Origin of the sequence: Pseudomonas phenolilytica (genome assembly GCF_021432765.1) — a bacterium.
In the GTDB taxonomy this organism is placed as follows: Bacteria; Pseudomonadota; Gammaproteobacteria; order Pseudomonadales; family Pseudomonadaceae; genus Stutzerimonas; species Stutzerimonas phenolilytica.
On record NZ_CP058908.1, the window covers coordinates 3693714 to 3712524 of the forward strand.

Below are 18811 nucleotides of genomic sequence, written 5' to 3' on the forward strand. Positions count from 1 at the left end.
GGTTTTGGGGTGCATTATTTTTTGCTCCCCCAAAACACCGTTACCGCATGGCCGAGTACACGCTCTCACCAGCCCCGTAGTAGCTCGTGAAGATGTGGTGGAAGGCCAGCTCGCACTTCTCGTTGTAGATCCCCTCGTCGTAGCTCTCAGGCAAGCCCCGGTCGAAGACGATCTCCAGAGTGCGCCGCACATCACTCCTGGCCCTGTCTTTCTTGCGCCAGTCGAGCACCAGCTTCTCTGCTTTCAGGGTCTCCAGAAGCTCCTTGCAGACCTTCTTCACCTGCGCCCTTTCCTTGTCTGCAAGTTCAGGCACTGGCTTGGTCAGGATGTCGAACAGAGCCAGCTCTTCCTCGGAGAGGTTCTCGCGGATAGCTCGTTGATCCTCGACCTGCAGATCAGCAGTGAGATCCACCAGCCCCTTGAAGAACACCTCGATGTTCAGGCTGCCAGAGTTGTAGGCGTCGATCAGCTTCTGGAACTTCTCCATGAAGTCCTTGCGAGTGGGGTTCTCGGTCAGCATGGTTTCCAGCTTCATGCTCAGCAAGGCCCGGAGCTTCTCGGCCTCGGTGCGCTTACGTCCCTGATTGAACCTCTCCTTGAGTTTCTCGAAGTCGATCTGGCTGAGGTCATGCAGTGGCTGATCATCGTCTTCCTTGATGATGTAAGGCACCGGAGCGATGGAGCGATCCAGCAATTCCTCGACCTGCTGCATTACATCGAAGATGTCGACAGGAGGAGCCAGTGCCTTGATCTTCTGGGCAATCACGGAGATCAGCACAGCGTCAGGAGCAAGCTCATTGGCATCAGGGTCGGGAAGAATCGCTCTGTAGACCCGAGACACAATCCGGGCCTGACTCATGAAGCTGTTCTTGATTTCCTCATTGGCAATGAGTTGCTCAACCGCATCATCCAGCTTGGCCACCTTCTCGAAGCCTTGAGCATCCTTGATGACCTGGGCGTTCACTCCATGCTCGGACAAGAACGAGATCCCCCTGGCAAGCAGGTGCTTCAAGTACTCGACCAGCTCGGCCTTGTTCTTGATTGGCTCACCTTCACCATCTTCGCCAGAAGAAGCCCCACCGTAGATTGCCAAGGCTTCCTGCAGCTTACGGAAGACCCCAACATAGTCGACGATCAGCCCCGCCTCCTTGCCTGGATACTTCCGGTTGGCACGAGCGATGGTCTGCATCAGTGTGTGGTTCTTCATCGGCTTGTCGAGGTAGATGGTCGAGCAAGACGGCACATCAAAGCCGGTGATCCACATGGCGCACACGAAGACCAACCGCAGCGGATCCTTGGAGTCTTTGAACTTCTCGCCCAGGTTCTCTTCATTCATGCGCTTACGGTGCGGGATGATGTCCAGCCCTTTGTCGGCTAGCTCCTTCACCTCGTTCTGACCTTGGGAGACGACCACCGCCATATCGGTCGATGTCATCACCTGGATCTTGTGCTGCAGCTCTTCCTGCTGCTCCTTGGGAGCCTTTGCAAGTTGAGCCTTCAGTTCAGCCAGATACGTCTTCCAGTGATCCTGAACCTTGTTGTACATGCGAACGGCGGTGGCCTTGTCGATGCACACCAGCATGGCCTTGCCCTGGTAACCACGACCAACGAAGTGGCTCACCAGATCCTTGGCGATTGCCTCCAGTCGATCCTCTCGGGTGATCAGGTGGTACTCACGGGCGAAGACCTGCTCGACTTTGCGCTCCTGCTCCTCGTCCAGCTCGGCCTCTTCGAGTAGCGCCGCCATGTCCTCGTTGAGGTTGTCATTGATGAGCTGCATCTCGGGAATGCGGTTCTCGTAGTACAGCGGAACCGTGGCACCGTCAGCGATGGATTGGCCGAAGTCATAGACGGAGATGTAGTCACCAAAGACCTCTTTGGTCTTCTCCTCGCCAGCCATCAGTGGCGTCCCGGTGAAGCCCAGGAAGGCGGCATTGGGGAGTGCCGTCCTCATGTTCATGGCCAGCGTGTCGTACTGGGAACGGTGAGCTTCGTCGGTGATGACGATGATGTCCTGGCGGTCAGAGAGCTGCGGGTAGACCTCGCCTTTTTTCGTGCCGAACTTCTGGATCAGCGTGAAGACGTAGCGGTGATCTTCGCTGAGCAACTGCTTGAGGTGAGCACCGCTGGTGGCATGGGCTTCGACTTCCCCCACAGCACCTGTAGCGGCGAAGGTCTTGTAGATTTGCTCGTCCAGTTCGTTGCGGTCGGTGACGATCACGAACGTCCAGTTACCTGGGATCTTGCGCAGGATCTTCTGAGCGAAGAAGACCATCGACAGAGACTTGCCTGAGCCTTGGGTGTGCCAGAAGACGCCAAGCCGCCCGGCCTGATCCTTGGGGCGATCCTTGGTTCGCCAGACCTCAGCGATGGCCTTATTGACCCCCAAGTACTGGTGGTTCTTGGCGATCTTCTTGATCACACCACCAGCCACATCCTCGAAGACGGTGAAGTTCTCGACGATGTCCAGCAGCCTGGAAGGCTCACCGATGCCCCTGATGGCTGTTTCCAGGGAGACGACACCCTTCTCACCTTCATCGTTGATTCGCTTCCACTCGAACAAATGCTCCCACGGCGAGAAGGTACTACCCACCACCGTCTGAGAACCGTTAGACAGCATCAGTGCGCCGTTATAGGTGAAGAGCTGCGGGATGACAGTCCGGTAGTCGGTGAGGTTGTCGTCGTAGGCGGCCTTGAGCGTCTTGTGCGTTGCCTTCAGCTCAACGAACAACAGCGGAATACCGTTCACGAAACCCAGCAGATCGGTGCGCCGGGTGTGGTAATCCCCTTTCACCCAGAACTGGGAGGCGAGGAAGAAGTCGTTCTCCTCGACATTGCCCCAGTCGATGACCTTGGCCACCTTGAGCGTGTTGTGTCCGTGCTCATCGGTGACCGGGACAGGCACCCCATCCTTCAGCAGCCGATAGACCTCCTGATTGGCGTTGACCGGCAGCAGCTTGGAACGATCTCGGGCCAATTCCTCGACCACCAGATTGATGGCATCGCTGGGCAAGTCAGGGTTGAGCTTGCTCAGCGCAGCCCGCAGACGCCCCTCCAGCACCACATCCTGCTGAGTCTGGCGACCTTCGCTGGAGGAACTACCTGTCCACTCTGCGTAGAGGTTCCCAGTTTCCCAGCCGAGAGACTCGAACAGCACGATGGCTGGCTGCTCGACCAACGTGTCCTCGGAATAGTCGTGCGAATGCGGTGCTGCTGGACTCATGCGCCTGAACTCCTTTTAGGTCGGCATGGGGATATCGGATACGTCGATCTCACCGGATATTAGCTTGGGGAGTAGCAGGTCTCTCTGCTGGCGAAGGTTCGCGTTCTTATTTGCAAGCACCCTGATTTCCTTGAAACAAGGCTGAGCAAAAGCATGATACTTGGCAACGAGCTCGTTTTCAGGCTGCGCTATGGGATAACCCAAAAGGCTCTCTACTCGGACACGTTGGCGACCTGTGGCTCCCGACATGCTCTTCATGGCCACTTCGCGAAACCTATCACTTCGCGAAAGACAATAAACCATCTCCGGGCACAGTGAGCGAGAGCGTAGGACTATGAACTCCGTTGATCCGCACGCAGTAGGCTGGTTGGCGGGCAAGAAATCAACAAAGCCAGTTTTCCCGTTCTCAAGACAGGGAGAGATACGAGCAACCAAGGTATCCCCATTTTGGAACTTAGCACCGCTATTCCCCGATTTAATTTCCCAACCAGAAATTACCATCCCCGTTTCAGATAACGCCCCCATAGGGACGAAGACTTTCTCGCCATCACGCTCTACTTTGGTCTTTGGGTTTATTTCAACGGCCGTTTCTAGGGCAACCACTTTCCAGCCTTCAGGAATCAGCCCAAGCTCACTCTCCTTGAACTCCACCCCCTCATGCCCCGGAAAGCGGAACTGAACGAACCACTCCTCGTACAACCGCCGCGCCATTTCTTCGAGAATCTCGATGCGGCGCGTGTTGTTTTCGATTAGGTCGTCGTAGTTTCGAAGTATTGATGCAATCGTCTGCTGGATCTGAATCGGAGGAAGACGAATGCGAAGGTTTTTGGCAGCACCAACATTGAAGTGCTGTTGAGCAACCCCAACCAGATTGCCAGCAACCATGTTTTTACCCCACACGGAGTTAAAGAGGCATGATAAAAACCATGAATCAATTTCTTCACCTGGGCGGATTATGACCAAGTCAGAACAATTTGAAACCATCAGGGCCCTAGGAATAACCGCAGCAGTTCCGGGATACCCAGTTCGAACAACCGCAACGTCCCCCGGCCTCAGCGCAGACTTCTTTAGCTTTTCATTGAACTCCGAGGTTATGTACTTAACATCGCGCAAATCGACCTTGAAAGGAGTAATGTTCTGCGAGCGAAGAAAAGGGATACCTTCACTTACATACTCATTCGCCATCGAGCCAACATGCCCGACAGTGATACGCTCACAAACATCTTCAAGCCTAACCTCACGCCAATCGTTGAGCGCCCCCATAAGCATCAGCTCGCACTCTCAAGTAAAAATCCCAAACTGGATGATATGGCTGACTCTAACTCTCTAGCCTCGCCATTTAGAACTTCAAACTCTTCGGTCAACTCCTCCAGACGTTCTACGAAGTCTACATCCTCGCTTTCCCTTGCTGCTGCTCCAACATAACGTCCAGGGTTCAGCGACCAACCCTGCGCTTCAATTTCACCCCGACTAGTAACCTTGCATAGCCCCGGCACATTCACGTAGCCATCGCCCAGTCCTCTCTCGGCGAGCAACTCAGCACTTCCCTGGTCTAGCTCTGGAGCCTCACCTCGATACAGCCGCACGATATTGGCAATGAACTCGATCTGTTCAGGCAGCCAGTCGCGGTGAGCCCGGTCGATTTGCCGGTAGATGTGGCGAGCATCGATAAAGAGAACCTTGTCTGCTCGCTCCGCATCACGTTCTTTCGCCCTGTCGAAGAACCACAGCGTGCACGGCAAGGTCACGGTATAGAAGAAGTTCGAGCCGACCGAAACGACCACATCGACTGCGCCGCTCTCGATGAGCTTCTGCCGGATGACCTGTTCACTGCCTCGGGCATCACCCGCCGAGTTCGCCATAACGAAACCAGCACGACCGTTCTTGTTCAGCGATGCGTAAAAGAGCTGGATCCAGAGGTAGTTCGCGTTGTCTGTCTTCGGAACACCGAACGGGAAACGCAGATCGCCCTCAAGACGCTCCTTGTCGACCCCCGATACGTTGAACGGTGGATTGGCCATAACGAAGTCGAAGCGCCCACCATCACGAGTAACCGCCTCATGCGGGTCTTCGTAGTAGGTGTTGGCAATACGCACATCACCGGACAGGCCATGCACAGCCAGGTTCATCTTGTTCAGATTGACCGTGACCTGCTCTTTCTCGGTGCCGAAGATGGAGATTTCTTCCATCGCCGTCTTGTGGTGGCGTTTAACGAAGTCAGCCGACTGGGCGAACATGCCACCCGATCCACAAGCCGGGTCGAAGATCCGCCCATGGAACGGCTCGATGATCTCGACGATCAGCTTCACGATGGACTCGGGGGTGTAGAAGACCCCGCCTTTCTGGCCTTCCTTCAGCGCGAAGTTGCCCAGGAAGTACTCATAGACCTTACCGAAAGCGTCCCCGCTGAGATCCACAGGCCCGAGCAGCTTGATCAGTTCCAGCAGCACCTTGTTGCCAAGCTGGACGTAGTTGCGAGGCAGAGCGCCTTTGAGGTCGACGTTCTCTTCTTCAACGGCCTTCATGGCTTCGTTAATCGCCAGACCGATGACATCGCCCTCGGTGAGGGTCTGCAGATAGGAGAAGCGGGCCTTCTCTGGAAGGAAGATCACGCCCTCGGCCAGATAGTCATCTTTGCTGACCTTGCGGCGACCACCAGAGCCAATCGGCCCCAGCTTCTCTTCGGCAGCGGCGTACATCTTCTCGGCATATCGCAGGAAGATCAGCCCCAGGACAGGCACCGAGAACTCCCCCGGCCTCAACCCCGTGTTGGCCCATAGTTGGTCAGCTACAGCCCACAAACGCTTCTCTACATCTCCAGTGACCAAGGCACATCTCCACGCAGTAATACACAAATGCCGATGAGCTTACTACACACGTGAACCGATCAAGCGCGTGGCTGATTGGCCCCCAGTGCCATCACATGCCCTGCCACCGAAGAGAAGCAGCCAGCTTTCCGTCAGCGCCACTCCAGCAAGATCGCATCACGTTCGACGAAGATCGATTACCACACAGGTATGGAGGAAAGAACGCGCAATCCCGTGCGTTCGATCCTCGACCATGACGCTCGGTCGTCTGTTCTGACATGCCACCAAGGACGACTGATCGAGCCTGGGAAAGGCAACAGCCCAGCGAGGCAACCGCCGAGTACCTACTGCTACTTTGAGCTTCAGGCGTACAGCCCCTCTCACTGCTCCGACCAACAGGTCAGCAGTCACGGGTGATGACGAACCTGACATAGCTGGCTAGGGGGTGATGGCACCTAGTCGAGGCTGGCTACCTGCGATGACTCGCGGGGTGTAGCGGTGGATGGCGAAGCCACTCTATGAGTGTCTTTGAGTTGTCCTTCATCCATGGTCATTACCATCAATCCATCAATGAAGAACGAAGCAATGAGACAGCATCAAGTCTGTCTTGCGGGGGACACTGACAGGTGCTCTTCAAGCAGCACCGCAAGTTGCTCTTGATGCCTCCCCAACACTGCTGACACAGGATCGATGATCACCGATGACGATGTTGTCAGTGATCATCCCCGTCAGGTGGTTGTCAGGAAGCCCAAGCCTCTCTGCCAGCCCACCTCCTGCTCATCTTCATGTACCTCCAGATGACTCCGCCCAGGAGTTTCCCCATTCGCCTCTGTCATCCATCAGCCTTGGCCTCAGCACAGTAGCGACCTAGGCAACCACTGCTGCCCAGGCTTTGGCCCATGGATGGCTTCCAGGCATCGGGGAACTCCTGGGCAAGTCACCAAGCATCAACCCTGCATCCCTTGCAGATTCCCCTCAAACCCAGCCCGTTTTGTCCAGCCGTCCGAGCCGTCCGTGTTTCCCTTGTAGATGGGAGCTGGTGGCATGGATGGAAGGGACTCTGACGGCTGAACAAAAAGGAACATCTACGCCATGAAAAGCAAACGCACTGGCAAGACCTTCAACTACACCCCGGCTGACTGTCCGAAGCACGTCATGCAGACTCTTGGCTTCACCGACGAACAGGCCGAGAGGATGATCCGGGTTCGCCGGATACTGCCCTTTGTCGAGAGCAGAACAGAGCCGTGTATTGATGCCCGCAAGTTGTGGGAGAACATCGGCAAGCCCGAGGGGAAGTTCGCAAACTGGGTAACTCGCGGAGCTTCAGCCATATTTCACAGATTCGGGAAAAATGGGGAAGTCCTAGAGCACCAGACTCCGACAGGCAAGCGCCCTCGCACTGACTACACCCTCAGCCGCGACTGTGCTGCACATCTAGCGATGACGGCAAACACTAACGAGGGTTTCTTCGTGCGCGACTACTTCCTCGATATGGAGGAACTCGGAAACAAGCTCCTGAGGTACACGCCGATCCGTGGCTCCATGATCACCACCATCGACAACCAAGTGGCCCATCAGGCATTCGTGGTTGCTGGTAACAAGGCCAAGGCTGGTGAGCTACCGAAGAGCCTGGTCAAGCAGGAAGCCTTCAATACCCAGAAGACACTCATGTCGCTGGTGTGCAGGGTGATGACTGGTCTCTCTGCAGGTGAATGGAGGGCCAAGGTAGGCAAAGGCATCCGTGATGTACTCTGCCCAGAAGACCTAAACCAGTACGCCCGAGCCTACGACTCCGCCCTGACCATGTTGGCTGGCGGCCTCACGCTGTCGCAGATCGAGGCAGTACTGAACCTGCCTTACGGAAACAGCGTCGACCCGAGCGACTACATCAAGACCCCAGCGGAGGTGGCCTGATGCGTCTACCTGAACTGATCTTCCTGGGCGCCCTGCTTCTCTGGCCTTTGGTTCCACTGGTGTACCTGCTGTGCATCGTCTGGCAAACCGACTTCAAACTGGTAGCTCGATCCAAGCAGAGAATCACAGAAGGGTCTCGCTTATGAAGAGCATCGCCAGCGAAGTGAGGAAGGCCAGGAGTCGGAGCAATTCGAGCTTGGCTGCAACTACCGGAGGCACCTTCCAGCATCCGCTGCTGAGCGAGATCCTGGCCGCAGACAAGCGCAGATGGAAAGCAGCCCAGCAGATGAACCTTCCGGTGCTCCGGCTGGCGCCTACAATCAGCGACTAACAGAACCCCCATCACCCTTCGCCTGGACAGCCAGGAGGCCGATCTATCGGCTTGGTGCTGGGGGTTATTTTTTACCGTGCCGCCTTCGAGAACGACGACAGTCGAACCGGGTTCATCACCGCCTCGGTCAGGGAGACGGCCAGTTGCTGCCCCTTCTCGGTCAACTGCACGATCTTCCTGCGGCGTTCCATCGGATCTGGCGATGCCACTATCAATCCGAGTCCTGGTTTTTCGAGACGATGCCATTCCGACAAGGCCGAGACGTTCCTTGAGCAGGACGATTGGGTCATCCCGAGGTTCTTCTGCAGATCCGCCATCGTGCAGCCTGGGTAGATCGCCGAGTAGAGGAACAATGCCACGCCTTGTGCTGGCATCTCTGGGTCAACGCCACGGAACTCCTCAATCGCTTTGAAAAGCTGGACAAGTGCATACCGATCATAAGCCAGGGCGTGTTTGCTTAATGTGGTTTCCATGTGCATCACGCTCCATCCTTACCGAAATAGAAACCAGTGCCATTCCAGGCCAGCTCAAAGCACCTCGGCACTCGGACGTACACGTCACCGATGAATAAGCAAAGACGTGCTTTGCCAATAGAGACGCTGAAGCCAAATTGATTGCCGATCATTGGCTGAATCCTCCGATTCATTTGTCAGATTCGCTACAGATAGCAAACCGTGTTGGAGCGCTTCAACGTTCCCACTTCCGAGTTATTTGCAGTGCAGAATTAAATGCGCAACTCAATAGTTGGCAGCGCCAGTCCGGACAAGGACAGCAGCGGCATGGAGCCCCAACCGGCCAGCCCAACTAACCGCACACGCATAGTTCGCCTCTCGGCCTTACCTCCCGACGAGAGGCCCGCATGATCCAGCTCAACAAGATCCTCAAGTCCTTCCAGAAGACCATCGACCAGCTCGAACAACTGACCGCCGCCAACAACGTGGAGGTCAGCCGCAACACCGAGCAGATCGACCGACTGCAGGAGAAGAACCTGCTCCTGATCGCGGAAGCCCAGGCGGCTAAAGAGACCGCCGAGAACCTCAAGGCATTGATCGGCCCAGGCCACTGACTTTTTCCACGATCACGGAAAAACCCTCACTACCAGCGAATACCCATAGCCCGCCTCTGAGCGGGCTTCGTCTTTTCTGGAGGACAGAACATGACAAACGCACTGATCAACAAGCCGGTAACCATGAGCAGCCGCGAGATCGCAGAGCTGACTGGGAAGGAACACAAGCATGTTATCCGCGACATCCGCGTGATGTTGGCCGAACTCGGAGATGGTCCAAATCTGGACCATGTGCGTGAGGAGCGAGATGCCCGAGGTTATACCGCTGCCATCCACCTACCGCGCCGCGAGGTCGAGATCCTGCTAACCGGCTACAGCATCCCGCTCCGCGCCAAGGTCATCGACCGTCTGCATGAGCTGGAGGAACAAGCCAAGGGCGCAGCCTTCCGTGTCCCGCAGTCACTACCCGAGGCGCTGCGACTGGCTGCCGAGCTGGCAGAGAAGAACGAGCAGCTCGCCCTAGAGAACAAGGAGATGGCACCGAAGGCTGTCGTCTTCGACAACTGCGTGGCGCTGCGTCAGGAGTCCCTGGCCACCTTCGTGCGTACCCTGGAAGGCGTCAACACGATGGCCATCATCACCAATCACCGCAGCCACTCAGCAGCATCAAAATCCACTGCCTCAATCACCGGGGCCAGCACCTCCGGCCTAAAGTCCTTCCCGTATCGACTGAAGGTGATCCCGCCGCTTTGGTGGCCAAGAATGCCGCCAACCAGCGATTCGACTATTCCCTTCTGCTTCAGGTGATCAGCAAGCGTGTGGCGGAAGCTGTGGAAGTCCTTGCGCTCTGCCCCATCACGGAAGCCCAACTGATCACGAACCCGAGTGAACCACTTGGAGGGAGCGGCAGCGTAGCCATGCGCCTTGTGCAAGGTCAGCTCCGCGAAAAGACGTTGATGGCCAGCCTCCCGCTGCGCCTGGACGAACTCAAGGAACCCGAGCGTTTTCAACTGCGAGTGGATCGGCACGAGCCTTTCCGAAGTGACGGTTTTCAGCTTCTGATCGGGCCTGGTCGCTCGGATGTGGAGGCAGTCGATACCATTGATGCTGACCACGTCATCCAGATAGAGCTGGCATAACTCGTTGAGCCTCGCTCCGGTATACAGGCCGAGCAACGGCAGCCAGTACTTATGCGGCTGAGCCGAGTTGGCTGATGCGTAAACCTGCTTCGAAAACAGACGGCGCAGGTCGTCCTCAGTGAAGACGCTGCGCTCCTCGCTGACCTTGCCTCGCTGCCTGACTCGAAGCCCATCGAACGGGTTGCGCTCGCAGTAGCCCTCACGGATGGCATAGGAGAAGAAGGTTGTCAGGTTCTTCACATAGTTGTTGAACGTGGTGAGGCTGATCGTGGTGGTGGCAGTCTCGATGATCTGCTCCAGCGATTGCCCCTCGGGAAGCTGGTTCATCCTCGGCGGCAGCTTGAGAGCTACCTCGCGGAACTTGCGGGCATCCTGGCGGGTGATGAGATCGACAGGCAAATCACCCACGATCCGAGTCATCAGCTCAGCCACGGAACGCTTGTCGGATAGCGTCTTCGCAGCCACGCCTTCATGAGACTGCTGCTCCAGGCACTCCTGAACCACCTTAGAGAAGCGTGGAGCGTTGCTTGGCGCATCCGCTACCAGCCTATCTGGCTGCCCCTGCTTGGCTCTTGAAGGGGCACTGCCGGGCTTCTGCAGCCCTCTCACCTTGCCTCCCCGCCCCTGATCCAAAGGCTTCTGCGCAAGCGCAACCAACTGCTGCTGACGGAGCCACGCAGCCCAACTAGCAACTCGCTTACCGCCCGCCTCCCAGGCACCACGCAGGGAGTCGAGGGATGGCCGAATGCCCTGGAATGCCTGGGTGTAGAGCTGCTGAACCTGCAGGAGCAATTCGCGCCCACGGATCAGCGCTTCGCGCTTGCAGCGTGTCTGCAGTGAACGGCGGATCTCGGAACAAGGGAAAAGCGGACGGAGCACTCCAGGCACCACGATTCTGAAATAGAAGATCGAGTGACGGGACAACCAGAGGTAAGAAGGGACGGAAGACACGGTGGATCACCCTTTGGATCACTGGCGTGATCAGAGCGAAAAACCGTTAGAAATCAAGGAGATACGTCATGGAGGTGAGCCCTGCCAGCCACACCCCGGCACACAATGTCACCGCTGCGGCTGCTCCCTTCCGGGCCTGACCGGGTTCACGGCTGATCGTTGCGGGGGGACCGACAGAGCCCACCATGACGAACCCGCCTGGCGGCGAGCGGCGCCATTGTACCGGCTTATCGACAAGTTACAACCGCTGTCTAGCTGCGGTGCCAGGGCAGAAGATCGCATCTGGGGCGAACGCCAGCCGCTACCGTCGGTCAGTCAAGGGATCAGGCGCGCCATCCGTTAGCCGCATGGTACGAATTGCCCCTAGCCAAAGCCGGGCGTCTGTTCGAGGATGAAAGTGCGCGGCTGGAGTAAAACACCTGTCACGCAAACATGCTGCGCCGCCGGCACCCTTCGTAGCGGCGCGGCGGATGGCAACAGCAATGAGGTAATCATGAGCAAGGCTCCCATCGCCATCATCGGTACCGGTATCGCCGGGCTGTCCGCGGCTCAGGCATTGCACGCGGCGGGTCAGGACGTCCGGCTGTTCGACAAGAGCCGCCGCTGCGGCGGGCGCACCGCCAGCAAGCAGATCGAGAGCGGCTCGCTCGATCTCGGCGCCCAATATTTCACCGCGCGCGACCGGCGTTTTCGCGAGGCGCTGCAGCACTGGCAGGACGAAGGCTGGGCCGCCCCCTGGTCGCCCAACCTCTACCTTTCCCGTGCCGGCCAGCTGGAACCGTCGACCAACGAACAGCTGCGCTGGGTCGGCACGCCGCAAATGGCGTCGATCGCCCGCGCGTTGCTCGGCGATCTGCCGGCAACGTTCAGCTGCCGCATCACCGAAGCGTTTCGCGGTGAGGAACTCTGGACCCTGGTGGATGCCGACGGCGCCAGCCACGGCCCCTTCAGCCACGTAATCGTCGCCACCCCGGCACCTCAAGCCAGTGCGCTGCTGGCCGCCGCACCGAAGCTCGCGGCCGTCGCCGCCAGCGTCGCGATGGAACCGACCTGGGCCGTCGCCCTGGGCTTCGCCACGCCGCTGCCCACTCAGATGGAGGGCTGCTTCGTGCAGGACGACGCCCTCGACTGGATGGCACGCGAGCGCAGCAAGCCCGGGCGCAACGGACGCCTGGACACCTGGGTGCTGCATGCCACCAACAGCTGGAGTCGTCAGCACCTCGATCTGTCCAAGGAGGCCGTCAGCGAGCAGCTGCTCGGTGCATTCGCCGAGCTGATCGACTGTGTCGTGCCCGCTCCCGAGTTCACCCTGGCGCATCGCTGGCTGTACGCGCGCCCGGCGCAGCCCCATGAATGGGGCGCGCTCGCCGATGCGGGGCTGGGTTTGTACGCCTGTGGCGACTGGTGCCTCTCCGGGCGGGTCGAAGGCGCCTGGCTCAGTGGCCAGGAAGCGGCCCGGCGTTTGCTCGAACATCTATAGCGGCGACTGCGCGAGCCGGCATGCGGCTCGCTAAAGTTGCGCCGGAAACGGCCGAATCTCCCGGTTGAATGCCGCGCTTGGTCGGCATGTCCTTGCCTCTCGGGAGTTTCGATGAACCCCTCAACCCTGATCGGTATCGTCGCGAGCGTCGCACTGCTTGCGGTGGTCATGCTGTTCGCCGCGCACGATCCCGCGCTGTATCTCGACCTGCCCAGTCTGGGCATCGTGCTGGTGGGTACGCTGGCCGCGACCTTCATCAGCTACCCGCTGCGCGAGGTCATGCGCGTGTTCGGCCTGATCGGCACGGTGCTGCGCAACGAACGGCTGTACACCCGCCAGGACCTGGAAGAATTGGTCCAGATTTCCCGGCTGTGGATCGCTGGCGAGCTGCCGGCCGTGGAACGGGCCGTCGAGCAGGTGAAGAACCCGTTCCTGCGCACCGGCGTACAGCTGGTGATCGACAACACACCGGAAGAAGACATCACCGACCTGCTGCAGTGGCGCATCGCCCGGCTGCGCGCGCGCGAGAACGCCGAGGCGCAACTGTTCCGCACGATGGCCAGCTACGCGCCGGCATTCGGCATGATCGGCACGCTGGTCGGCCTGATCAACCTGATGTTCCTGCTCGGCAGCGGCGACATGCAGCAGATCGGCCGCAGCCTGGCGGTCGCACTGATGACCACTTTCTATGGCGTGCTACTGGCTAACCTGCTGCTCAAACCGGTCGCGGTGAAGCTGGAGCGGCGCACCGAGCAGCGCGTCGCGCTGATGAATCTGGTGATGCAGGGCATCGCGATGATGTGCAACAAGCGCAGCCCGGCCTACATGCGCGAGACCCTGAAGTCTTTCCTCGCCCATCACGACGACGAGATTCGCGACGGCAACCCGCGCAAGCCACGCGCCGCGCAGCCGGACGTCTGAAATGAACGGTTCGGCACGACGCAACGACCGCTTCGCCAGGTGGCACGTCGAGCCTCGCGGCGAAGAAGAACAGGAGGGCTGGCTGCTCACCTACCTGGACATGATCACCCTGCTGCTGGTGATGCTGGTGGTGATGCTCGCCTTCGCCGGCCAGGGCGACGGCGCAACACGGCAATCCGGCGCAGCACGGGCTCCCGAGGGGCAGGCACCGCTCGTTATCGGCACGCCACAGCCATCCGATGAAGTGCAGGCGATTGCCGCGCTTGCCCCCGCGCCGCCACTGCCGGAGCAGGCGCGCGAACCGGCACCGGTGCTGCCGGACCTGGGCGAGGACATCGAGGTGATCGTCAACGAGGGCAGCATCAGCTTTCGCATCAGCAGCGAAATCCTGTTCGGCTCCGGCCAGGCCGAACTCGAAGAGTCCGGGTTTGCCGTGCTCGACCGGCTGATCCCGACACTCGCCGCCACCTCGCACCGGATCATCGTCGAGGGCCACACCGACGACCTGCCGATCCAGACGCCGCGCTTTCCGTCCAACTGGGAACTGTCAGCCAGCCGCGCCAGCAGCGTGGTGCGCTACCTGCAGGTCAGCGGCATCGCCGCCGCCCGGATGAGCGCGACCGGCTACGCTGAAACCCGCCCGCTACGCGACAACGCCAGCGACCAGGGCCGCGCCGGCAACCGACGAGTCGAACTGGTGATGCAGACCCAGCCGCCCGCACCCTGAGCGCGGCGCTCAGCCGAGCGCCGTGTCGAGGAACATCATCACTGCGAAGCCGATCATCAGGCCGATGGTCGCCGGCGTCTGGTGGCCGTTACGGTGTGTTTCGGGAATCACCTCGTGGGACACCACGAAGATCATCGCGCCGGCCGCCAGCCCCATGCTGACCGGATAGGCGATGGCGAAACCGCTGGACATGCCCAGACCGACCAGCGCACCGAGCGGCTCCATCAGACCGGAAGCCGCGGCGACCAGCGCCGAGGCCAGCGCGGACAGGCCGGTGGTACGCAACGCCAGCGCCACTGCCAGGCCCTCGGGAATATCCTGGATAGAGATCGCCGTGGTCAGCGGCACGCCCACGCCGAGGTCGCCATTGGCGAAACTCACGCCGATCGCCATGCCTTCGGGAATGTTGTGCAGGGCGATGGCCAGCACGAACAGCCAGACGCGATTCAACCGCTCACAATCCGGCCCGCAAGGCCCTGTGCTTTCATGTTCGTGCGGCGTGAAGTAATCGAGCCCGAGCATCAGCAGCGCCCCCAAACCGAGCCCGACGACCACCATCAACGCCGCCGCCGTACCACTGTCGAAAATCTCCCGGCCGGCGGCAAGCCCCGGCAGGATCAGCGAGAACGAAGCGGCCGCAAGCATCATGCCGGCCGCGAAGCCGAGCATGCTGTCCTGGGTGCGGGTAGAAATCTCACGCAAGCCGATAGCCAGCAGGGCACCGAACGCCGTGGCAGCGAACCCTGCACTGCCGCCCAGCATGGCGAGGCGCAGGTTGTTCTGATCGCCGTTGTGCAGCGCGCTGTAGCCGCTCGCCAGCAGCAGCACCAGCACCGCCAGCAAGGCAGTGCCAAGCCCGGTCGCAATCCAGGGATTGGCCTGCGCCTGGGCGATCCAGGCGGAGCGAAGTGTCGCAGCGGAGCTTTGCGTAGTATCCATGTCATCGGATCCTTGGAGCGGGGCTTCATTGTAGCGCCGCGCCTTCTGGCGGTTCCTGCTATGACCGCGATAGACGGGTGTCGGCACCGCGCGAGGATGGCTCGACGAATGGATTGGCCGTAAGCTTCGGCGACATACTCTGGGGAGTGCTCAAACGTGCTCGCAATGCCTTATCGCCGCTCGCTCGTGGTGATCCTGCCGGTGGCCCTGGTCGTCGGCTGGCTGCTCTGGCAGCACTGGCAAGGGCCGGAGCTGCCGGGCTATCGCCTGGAGCCGCGCCCGCTGGTGCAGCGGGTGGTTGCCAGCGGCGAGGTGGACAACCAGTCGGTCGCCCAGATCGGCAGCGAGATCACCGGCGTGGTCGCCGCCCGCCACGTGCGTGAAGGCGATCCGGTGAAAGCGGGCGACCTGCTGTTGGAGCTGCGTGACGACGAACAACTGGCGCGCCTGCGCGAGGCCGAGGCCGCCCTGCGCCAGCTGATCGACAGCAGCCGGCCGCAAGCTCAGGCCACGCTGCGCGATGCGCAGAGCAACCTGCAGCAACTGGTACGCGAGCGTGAGCGGCGCGAAACCCTGTTCGAACGCAAGCTGCTGGCCTCCGAGCCGCTGGAGCAGGCCCGTCGCGCTGAGCTGGCGGCGCGGGTGATACGTGATCGCGCCCGCCTCGCTGCCGCCGCGCAGGCGCCCGGCGGCAGCGAGGAACAGGTGCTGCGCCAGCGTCTGGAGGCCGCCCGCGCCAACCTCGCCAAGACGCGCATCCACGCCCAGGTCGATGGCATCGTGCAGACCCGCGCCGTCGAGCCGGGCGACTTGGTCCAGCCGGGGCGCATGCTGCTGGAAATCGCCCGCGCCGGCCGACGCGAAATCATCCTGCCGCTGGACGAGAAGAACCTCGCGCCCGTGGCGATCGGCCAGGCCGCGCAGGTGATCGCCGATGCTTATCCGACGCGTGCGTTCGCCGCCCGCGTGAGCTTCATCGCGCCCAGCGTCGACACCGCACGCGGCACTATCGATGTGCACCTGGACCTGAAAGAGCCGGCCGAACTGCTGCGCCAGGGCATGACGGTATCGGTGAACATCGAGACCGGACGCCGCGAGCAGGCGTTGGTACTGCCCAACGACGCGCTGCGCAGCCGCGACGGCGAGCGTGCGCGGGTGCTGCGGGTGCGTGACGGCAAGGTCGAACAGGTGGATGTGCGTCTCGGCCTGCTCGGCACCGCCTTGAGCGAGATACTCGATGGCCTGCAGGCCGGCGACCGCGTTCTCGCCGCCGAAGCCGAGGAAGGCCGGCGGGTGCGCCTGCGCGAGCGCCCGATTCCCACCGGCGTGCAGGACTGATCACCGATGCGCCTGCTCGACTCGCTGTGGACCGAGTGGAAAATCGCCTTGCGCTTTCTGCTCGATAACCGCCTGCAGACGCTGCTGATCGTTTTCGGCATCGCCGTGGGCTCGGCGGTGATCGTCTTCATAACCGCGTTGATCACCGGCCTGCAGGCCAACGTGATCGAGCGCACGCTCGGCACCCAGTCGCACATTCGCATCCTGCCGCCGGACGAGGTCAATCGCGTGCTGCCGGCAGCCGATGGCACGCTGACGCTGCTGCTGGAAAGCCCGCGCGCCCAGCGCCTGCGTTCGATCAGCAATTGGCAGGATGTGCGCGACGTGCTCGATCAGGACGCCCAGGTGCTCGCCGTATCGCCGGTGATCAGCGGTCCGGCGCTGGCGCGCCGCGGCGTCGCGCGGGCTTCGGTGGCGCTGGTCGGCATCGATCCACAGCGCTACCAGCGCATCATCCCGCTGGCCGAGGAACTGGTTGCGGGCGAACTGCGCGTCGGTGCCGGCGACGCGGTGATCGGCACCGAACTGGCGCGCGACCTGGGCCTTGGCGTCGGCGACAAGCTGCGCCTGGACGCCGGCGAGGGGCGCGAGGCGGTCGTCGATATCGCCGGAATCTTCGAGCTGGGCGTGCGCGAGCTGGACGAGCGCTACGTCTATCTGGATCTCAAGCAGGCGCAGACCCTGCTCGACCTGCCGGGCGGCGTGACGGTGATCGACACCACCGTGGCGCAGATTTTCGAGGCCGACCGGATCGCCCGCCGCCTCGCCCGCTTGACCGGCCTGCGCGCCGAAAGCTGGATGGATACCAACGGCCAGCTGCTCAACGCGCTTAGCTCCCAGAGCATGACCACCGAGATGATTCGCGTGTTCGTCGGCATCTCGGTGGCCTTCGGCATCGCCAGCGTGCTTGCCGTCAGTGTCGTCCAACGCACCCGGGAGATCGGCATCCTGCGCGCGATGGGCAGCCCACGCCAGCAGATCCTGCGGGTATTTCTGATCCAGGGCGGCCTGCTCGGCCTGCTCGGTTCGGCCTGCGGCGGCGGCGTCGGCTGGGGATTGGTGCAGGTGTTCAACCTGCTGGGGCCACGGCTGTTCTTCATTCCGGTCGACCCGACGCTGGTGCCGCTGGCCATGCTCGTGGCAACCGTGACCGGCGTGCTGGCTGCCGCCCTGCCCGCCCGCCGCGCGGCACACTACGACCCGGCGGTGGCCATTCGCTATGTCTGATCCGACCCTGCCTCCACGCGAAGTACTGCGCCTGGAAGGCGTGCGCAAGAGTTTCAACCTCGGCACGCCACTGGAAAGCGAGGTGCTGCACGGCATCGACCTGCGCCTGTGCGCCGGCGAGCTGACCGCGCTTATCGGTCCGTCCGGCTCGGGCAAGAGCACGCTGCTGAACGTCATTGGCCTGCTCGACCCGCCGAGTGCCGGCGAGCTGTACCTGCTCGGCCGGCCGACGCGGACGGTCGATGACGAGACACGCACGCGCCTGCGCAACGAAGCGATCGGCTTCGTCTTCCAGTTCCATCACCTGATCTCAGCATTCAGCGTGCTGGATAACGTGCTGATGCCGCTGATGATCCGGCACGGTAAACCGTCGGCGACGGAGATCGATCTGGCGCGCAGCCTGCTCGACGAGGTCGGCCTCGCCGCGTACGCCGACAAGAAGCCCACGCAGATTTCCGGTGGCCAACAGCAGCGGGTCGCCATCGCCCGTGCGCTGGTGACCCGCCCACCGCTGCTGCTGGCCGACGAGCCGACCGGAAACCTCGACACACGCACCGCGCAGAGCGTGTTCGAGCTGTTCCACCGCATCAATGCACAGTTCGGCTGCGCGGTGCTGGTGGTAACCCACGACCCGCGCCTGGCGGCCAACTGCGCGCGCACCGTGCAGCTCGTCGACGGACAGATCGTCAGCGACGCGTTGAATTCGCCTCTCGATGTGCAGTCGCCACCGTCGAAATAGTCGTCGGCCCAACGAAACGCAACCACGAAAAACGCGCTACTATCGACAGGCTTGCATACTCCATAGGGT

The 18811-nt window shown here is 60.8% G+C and carries 14 protein-coding genes, 1 other RNA gene and 1 pseudogene; 9 read left to right on the top strand and 7 right to left on the bottom strand.

Features of this window, described 5'->3' with window-relative positions:
* Nucleotides 1-40: 40 nt before the first annotated feature.
* From HU825_RS17550 to HU825_RS17560, 3 genes are read right to left on the bottom strand one after another with little or no spacing between them, the layout of a single operon-like run.
* Nucleotides 41-3223 carry a type I restriction endonuclease subunit R gene (locus tag HU825_RS17550; protein ID WP_234302572.1) on the bottom strand — a complete coding sequence of 1061 codons (3183 nt, stop codon included), beginning with the start codon at nt 3221-3223 and terminating at the stop codon, nt 41-43.
* A gap of 15 nt (nt 3224-3238) precedes the next feature.
* Nucleotides 3239-4486: a restriction endonuclease subunit S gene (locus HU825_RS17555; protein WP_234302573.1), complete on the bottom strand. Its 1248-nt coding sequence runs from the start codon at nt 4484-4486 to the stop codon at nt 3239-3241.
* A gap of 5 nt (nt 4487-4491) precedes the next feature.
* On the bottom strand, nt 4492-6051 hold the full coding sequence (locus tag HU825_RS17560; RefSeq protein ID WP_234302574.1) for a type I restriction-modification system subunit M: 1560 nt from the start codon (nt 6049-6051) through the stop codon (nt 4492-4494).
* Between the two features lie 1071 nt (nt 6052-7122).
* Here HU825_RS17560 and HU825_RS17565 point away from each other — a divergent pair.
* The gene (locus HU825_RS17565; RefSeq protein WP_234302575.1) at nt 7123-7944 is read left to right on the top strand and encodes an antA/AntB antirepressor family protein; all 822 of its coding nucleotides are present in this window, start codon (nt 7123-7125) and stop codon (nt 7942-7944) included.
* Nucleotides 7945-8346: 402 nt separating this feature from the next.
* On the opposite strand, the gene HU825_RS17570 is transcribed toward HU825_RS17565, so the two are convergent.
* Nucleotides 8347-8754: a MarR family winged helix-turn-helix transcriptional regulator gene (locus HU825_RS17570; protein ID WP_234302576.1), complete on the bottom strand. Its 408-nt coding sequence runs from the start codon at nt 8752-8754 to the stop codon at nt 8347-8349.
* Nucleotides 8755-9134: 380 nt separating this feature from the next.
* On the opposite strand from HU825_RS17570, the gene HU825_RS17575 reads away from it, so the two are divergent.
* Nucleotides 9135-9341, top strand: coding sequence for a hypothetical protein (locus tag HU825_RS17575; RefSeq protein ID WP_234302577.1), 207 nt, complete (start codon nt 9135-9137; stop codon nt 9339-9341).
* A 123-nt stretch (nt 9342-9464) separates the two neighbouring features.
* A pseudogene (locus HU825_RS18970) lies at nt 9465-9647 on the top strand (Rha family transcriptional regulator); the annotation flags it as partial.
* Between the two features lie 278 nt (nt 9648-9925).
* Here HU825_RS18970 and HU825_RS17585 read toward each other — a convergent pair.
* Nucleotides 9926-11371 carry a site-specific integrase gene (locus HU825_RS17585; protein ID WP_234302578.1) on the bottom strand — a complete coding sequence of 482 codons (1446 nt, stop codon included), beginning with the start codon at nt 11369-11371 and terminating at the stop codon, nt 9926-9928.
* 79 nt (nt 11372-11450) lie between these two features.
* An RNA gene (ffs, locus tag HU825_RS17590) (signal recognition particle sRNA small type) lies at nt 11451-11547 on the bottom strand.
* A gap of 317 nt (nt 11548-11864) precedes the next feature.
* Here ffs and HU825_RS17595 point away from each other — a divergent pair.
* The 3 genes from HU825_RS17595 to HU825_RS17605 all read left to right on the top strand — a co-directional run bounded on the left by HU825_RS17595 (nt 11865) and on the right by HU825_RS17605 (nt 14499).
* Nucleotides 11865-12851 (top strand): NAD(P)/FAD-dependent oxidoreductase, encoded by a 987-nt coding sequence (locus HU825_RS17595; RefSeq protein ID WP_043297281.1) that lies wholly within the window; start codon nt 11865-11867, stop codon nt 12849-12851.
* A 111-nt stretch (nt 12852-12962) separates the two neighbouring features.
* Nucleotides 12963-13772 carry a motility protein A gene (locus HU825_RS17600; protein WP_043297282.1) on the top strand — a complete coding sequence of 270 codons (810 nt, stop codon included), beginning with the start codon at nt 12963-12965 and terminating at the stop codon, nt 13770-13772.
* Between the two features lies 1 nt (nt 13773).
* On the top strand, nt 13774-14499 hold the full coding sequence (locus tag HU825_RS17605; protein ID WP_234302579.1) for an OmpA/MotB family protein: 726 nt from the start codon (nt 13774-13776) through the stop codon (nt 14497-14499).
* A gap of 9 nt (nt 14500-14508) precedes the next feature.
* Here the strand turns inward: HU825_RS17605 and HU825_RS17610 are convergent, their stop codons facing one another.
* Complete coding sequence (locus HU825_RS17610) at nt 14509-15438, bottom strand: ZIP family metal transporter (RefSeq protein WP_234302580.1); 930 nt, start codon at nt 15436-15438, stop codon at nt 14509-14511.
* Between the two features lie 165 nt (nt 15439-15603).
* On the opposite strand from HU825_RS17610, the gene HU825_RS17615 reads away from it, so the two are divergent.
* From HU825_RS17615 to HU825_RS17625, 3 genes are read left to right on the top strand one after another with little or no spacing between them, the layout of a single operon-like run.
* The gene (locus HU825_RS17615; RefSeq protein WP_234302581.1) at nt 15604-16776 is read left to right on the top strand and encodes an efflux RND transporter periplasmic adaptor subunit; all 1173 of its coding nucleotides are present in this window, start codon (nt 15604-15606) and stop codon (nt 16774-16776) included.
* A gap of 6 nt (nt 16777-16782) precedes the next feature.
* The gene (locus HU825_RS17620; protein WP_234302582.1) at nt 16783-18003 is read left to right on the top strand and encodes an ABC transporter permease; all 1221 of its coding nucleotides are present in this window, start codon (nt 16783-16785) and stop codon (nt 18001-18003) included.
* Nucleotides 17996-18742, top strand: a complete 747-nt coding sequence (locus HU825_RS17625) for an ABC transporter ATP-binding protein (RefSeq protein WP_043297287.1) — start codon at nt 17996-17998, stop codon at nt 18740-18742. Before HU825_RS17620 ends, HU825_RS17625 begins: the two co-directional genes overlap by 8 nt.
* The last annotated feature ends 69 nt before the right edge of the window (nt 18743-18811 follow it).

Bases quoted from the DNA above. Each gene is read 5' to 3' on its own strand.
- HU825_RS17625 (WP_043297287.1), top strand. From the start codon at position 17,996: ATGTCTGATCCGACCCTGCCTCCACGCGAAGTACTGCGCCTGGAAGGC.
- HU825_RS17595 (WP_043297281.1), top strand. From the start codon at position 11,865: ATGAGCAAGGCTCCCATCGCCATCATCGGTACCGGTATCGCCGGGCTG.
- HU825_RS17605 (WP_234302579.1), top strand. From the start codon at position 13,774: ATGAACGGTTCGGCACGACGCAACGACCGCTTCGCCAGGTGGCACGTC.
- HU825_RS17610 (WP_234302580.1), bottom strand. From the start codon at position 15,438: ATGGATACTACGCAAAGCTCCGCTGCGACACTTCGCTCCGCCTGGATC.
- HU825_RS17570 (WP_234302576.1), bottom strand. From the start codon at position 8,754: ATGCACATGGAAACCACATTAAGCAAACACGCCCTGGCTTATGATCGG.
- HU825_RS17565 (WP_234302575.1), top strand. From the start codon at position 7,123: ATGAAAAGCAAACGCACTGGCAAGACCTTCAACTACACCCCGGCTGAC.
- HU825_RS17550 (WP_234302572.1), bottom strand. From the start codon at position 3,223: ATGAGTCCAGCAGCACCGCATTCGCACGACTATTCCGAGGACACGTTG.
- HU825_RS17600 (WP_043297282.1), top strand. From the start codon at position 12,963: ATGAACCCCTCAACCCTGATCGGTATCGTCGCGAGCGTCGCACTGCTT.
- HU825_RS17620 (WP_234302582.1), top strand. From the start codon at position 16,783: ATGCGCCTGCTCGACTCGCTGTGGACCGAGTGGAAAATCGCCTTGCGC.
- HU825_RS17555 (WP_234302573.1), bottom strand. From the start codon at position 4,486: ATGGGGGCGCTCAACGATTGGCGTGAGGTTAGGCTTGAAGATGTTTGT.
- HU825_RS17615 (WP_234302581.1), top strand. From the start codon at position 15,604: ATGCCTTATCGCCGCTCGCTCGTGGTGATCCTGCCGGTGGCCCTGGTC.
- HU825_RS17575 (WP_234302577.1), top strand. From the start codon at position 9,135: ATGATCCAGCTCAACAAGATCCTCAAGTCCTTCCAGAAGACCATCGAC.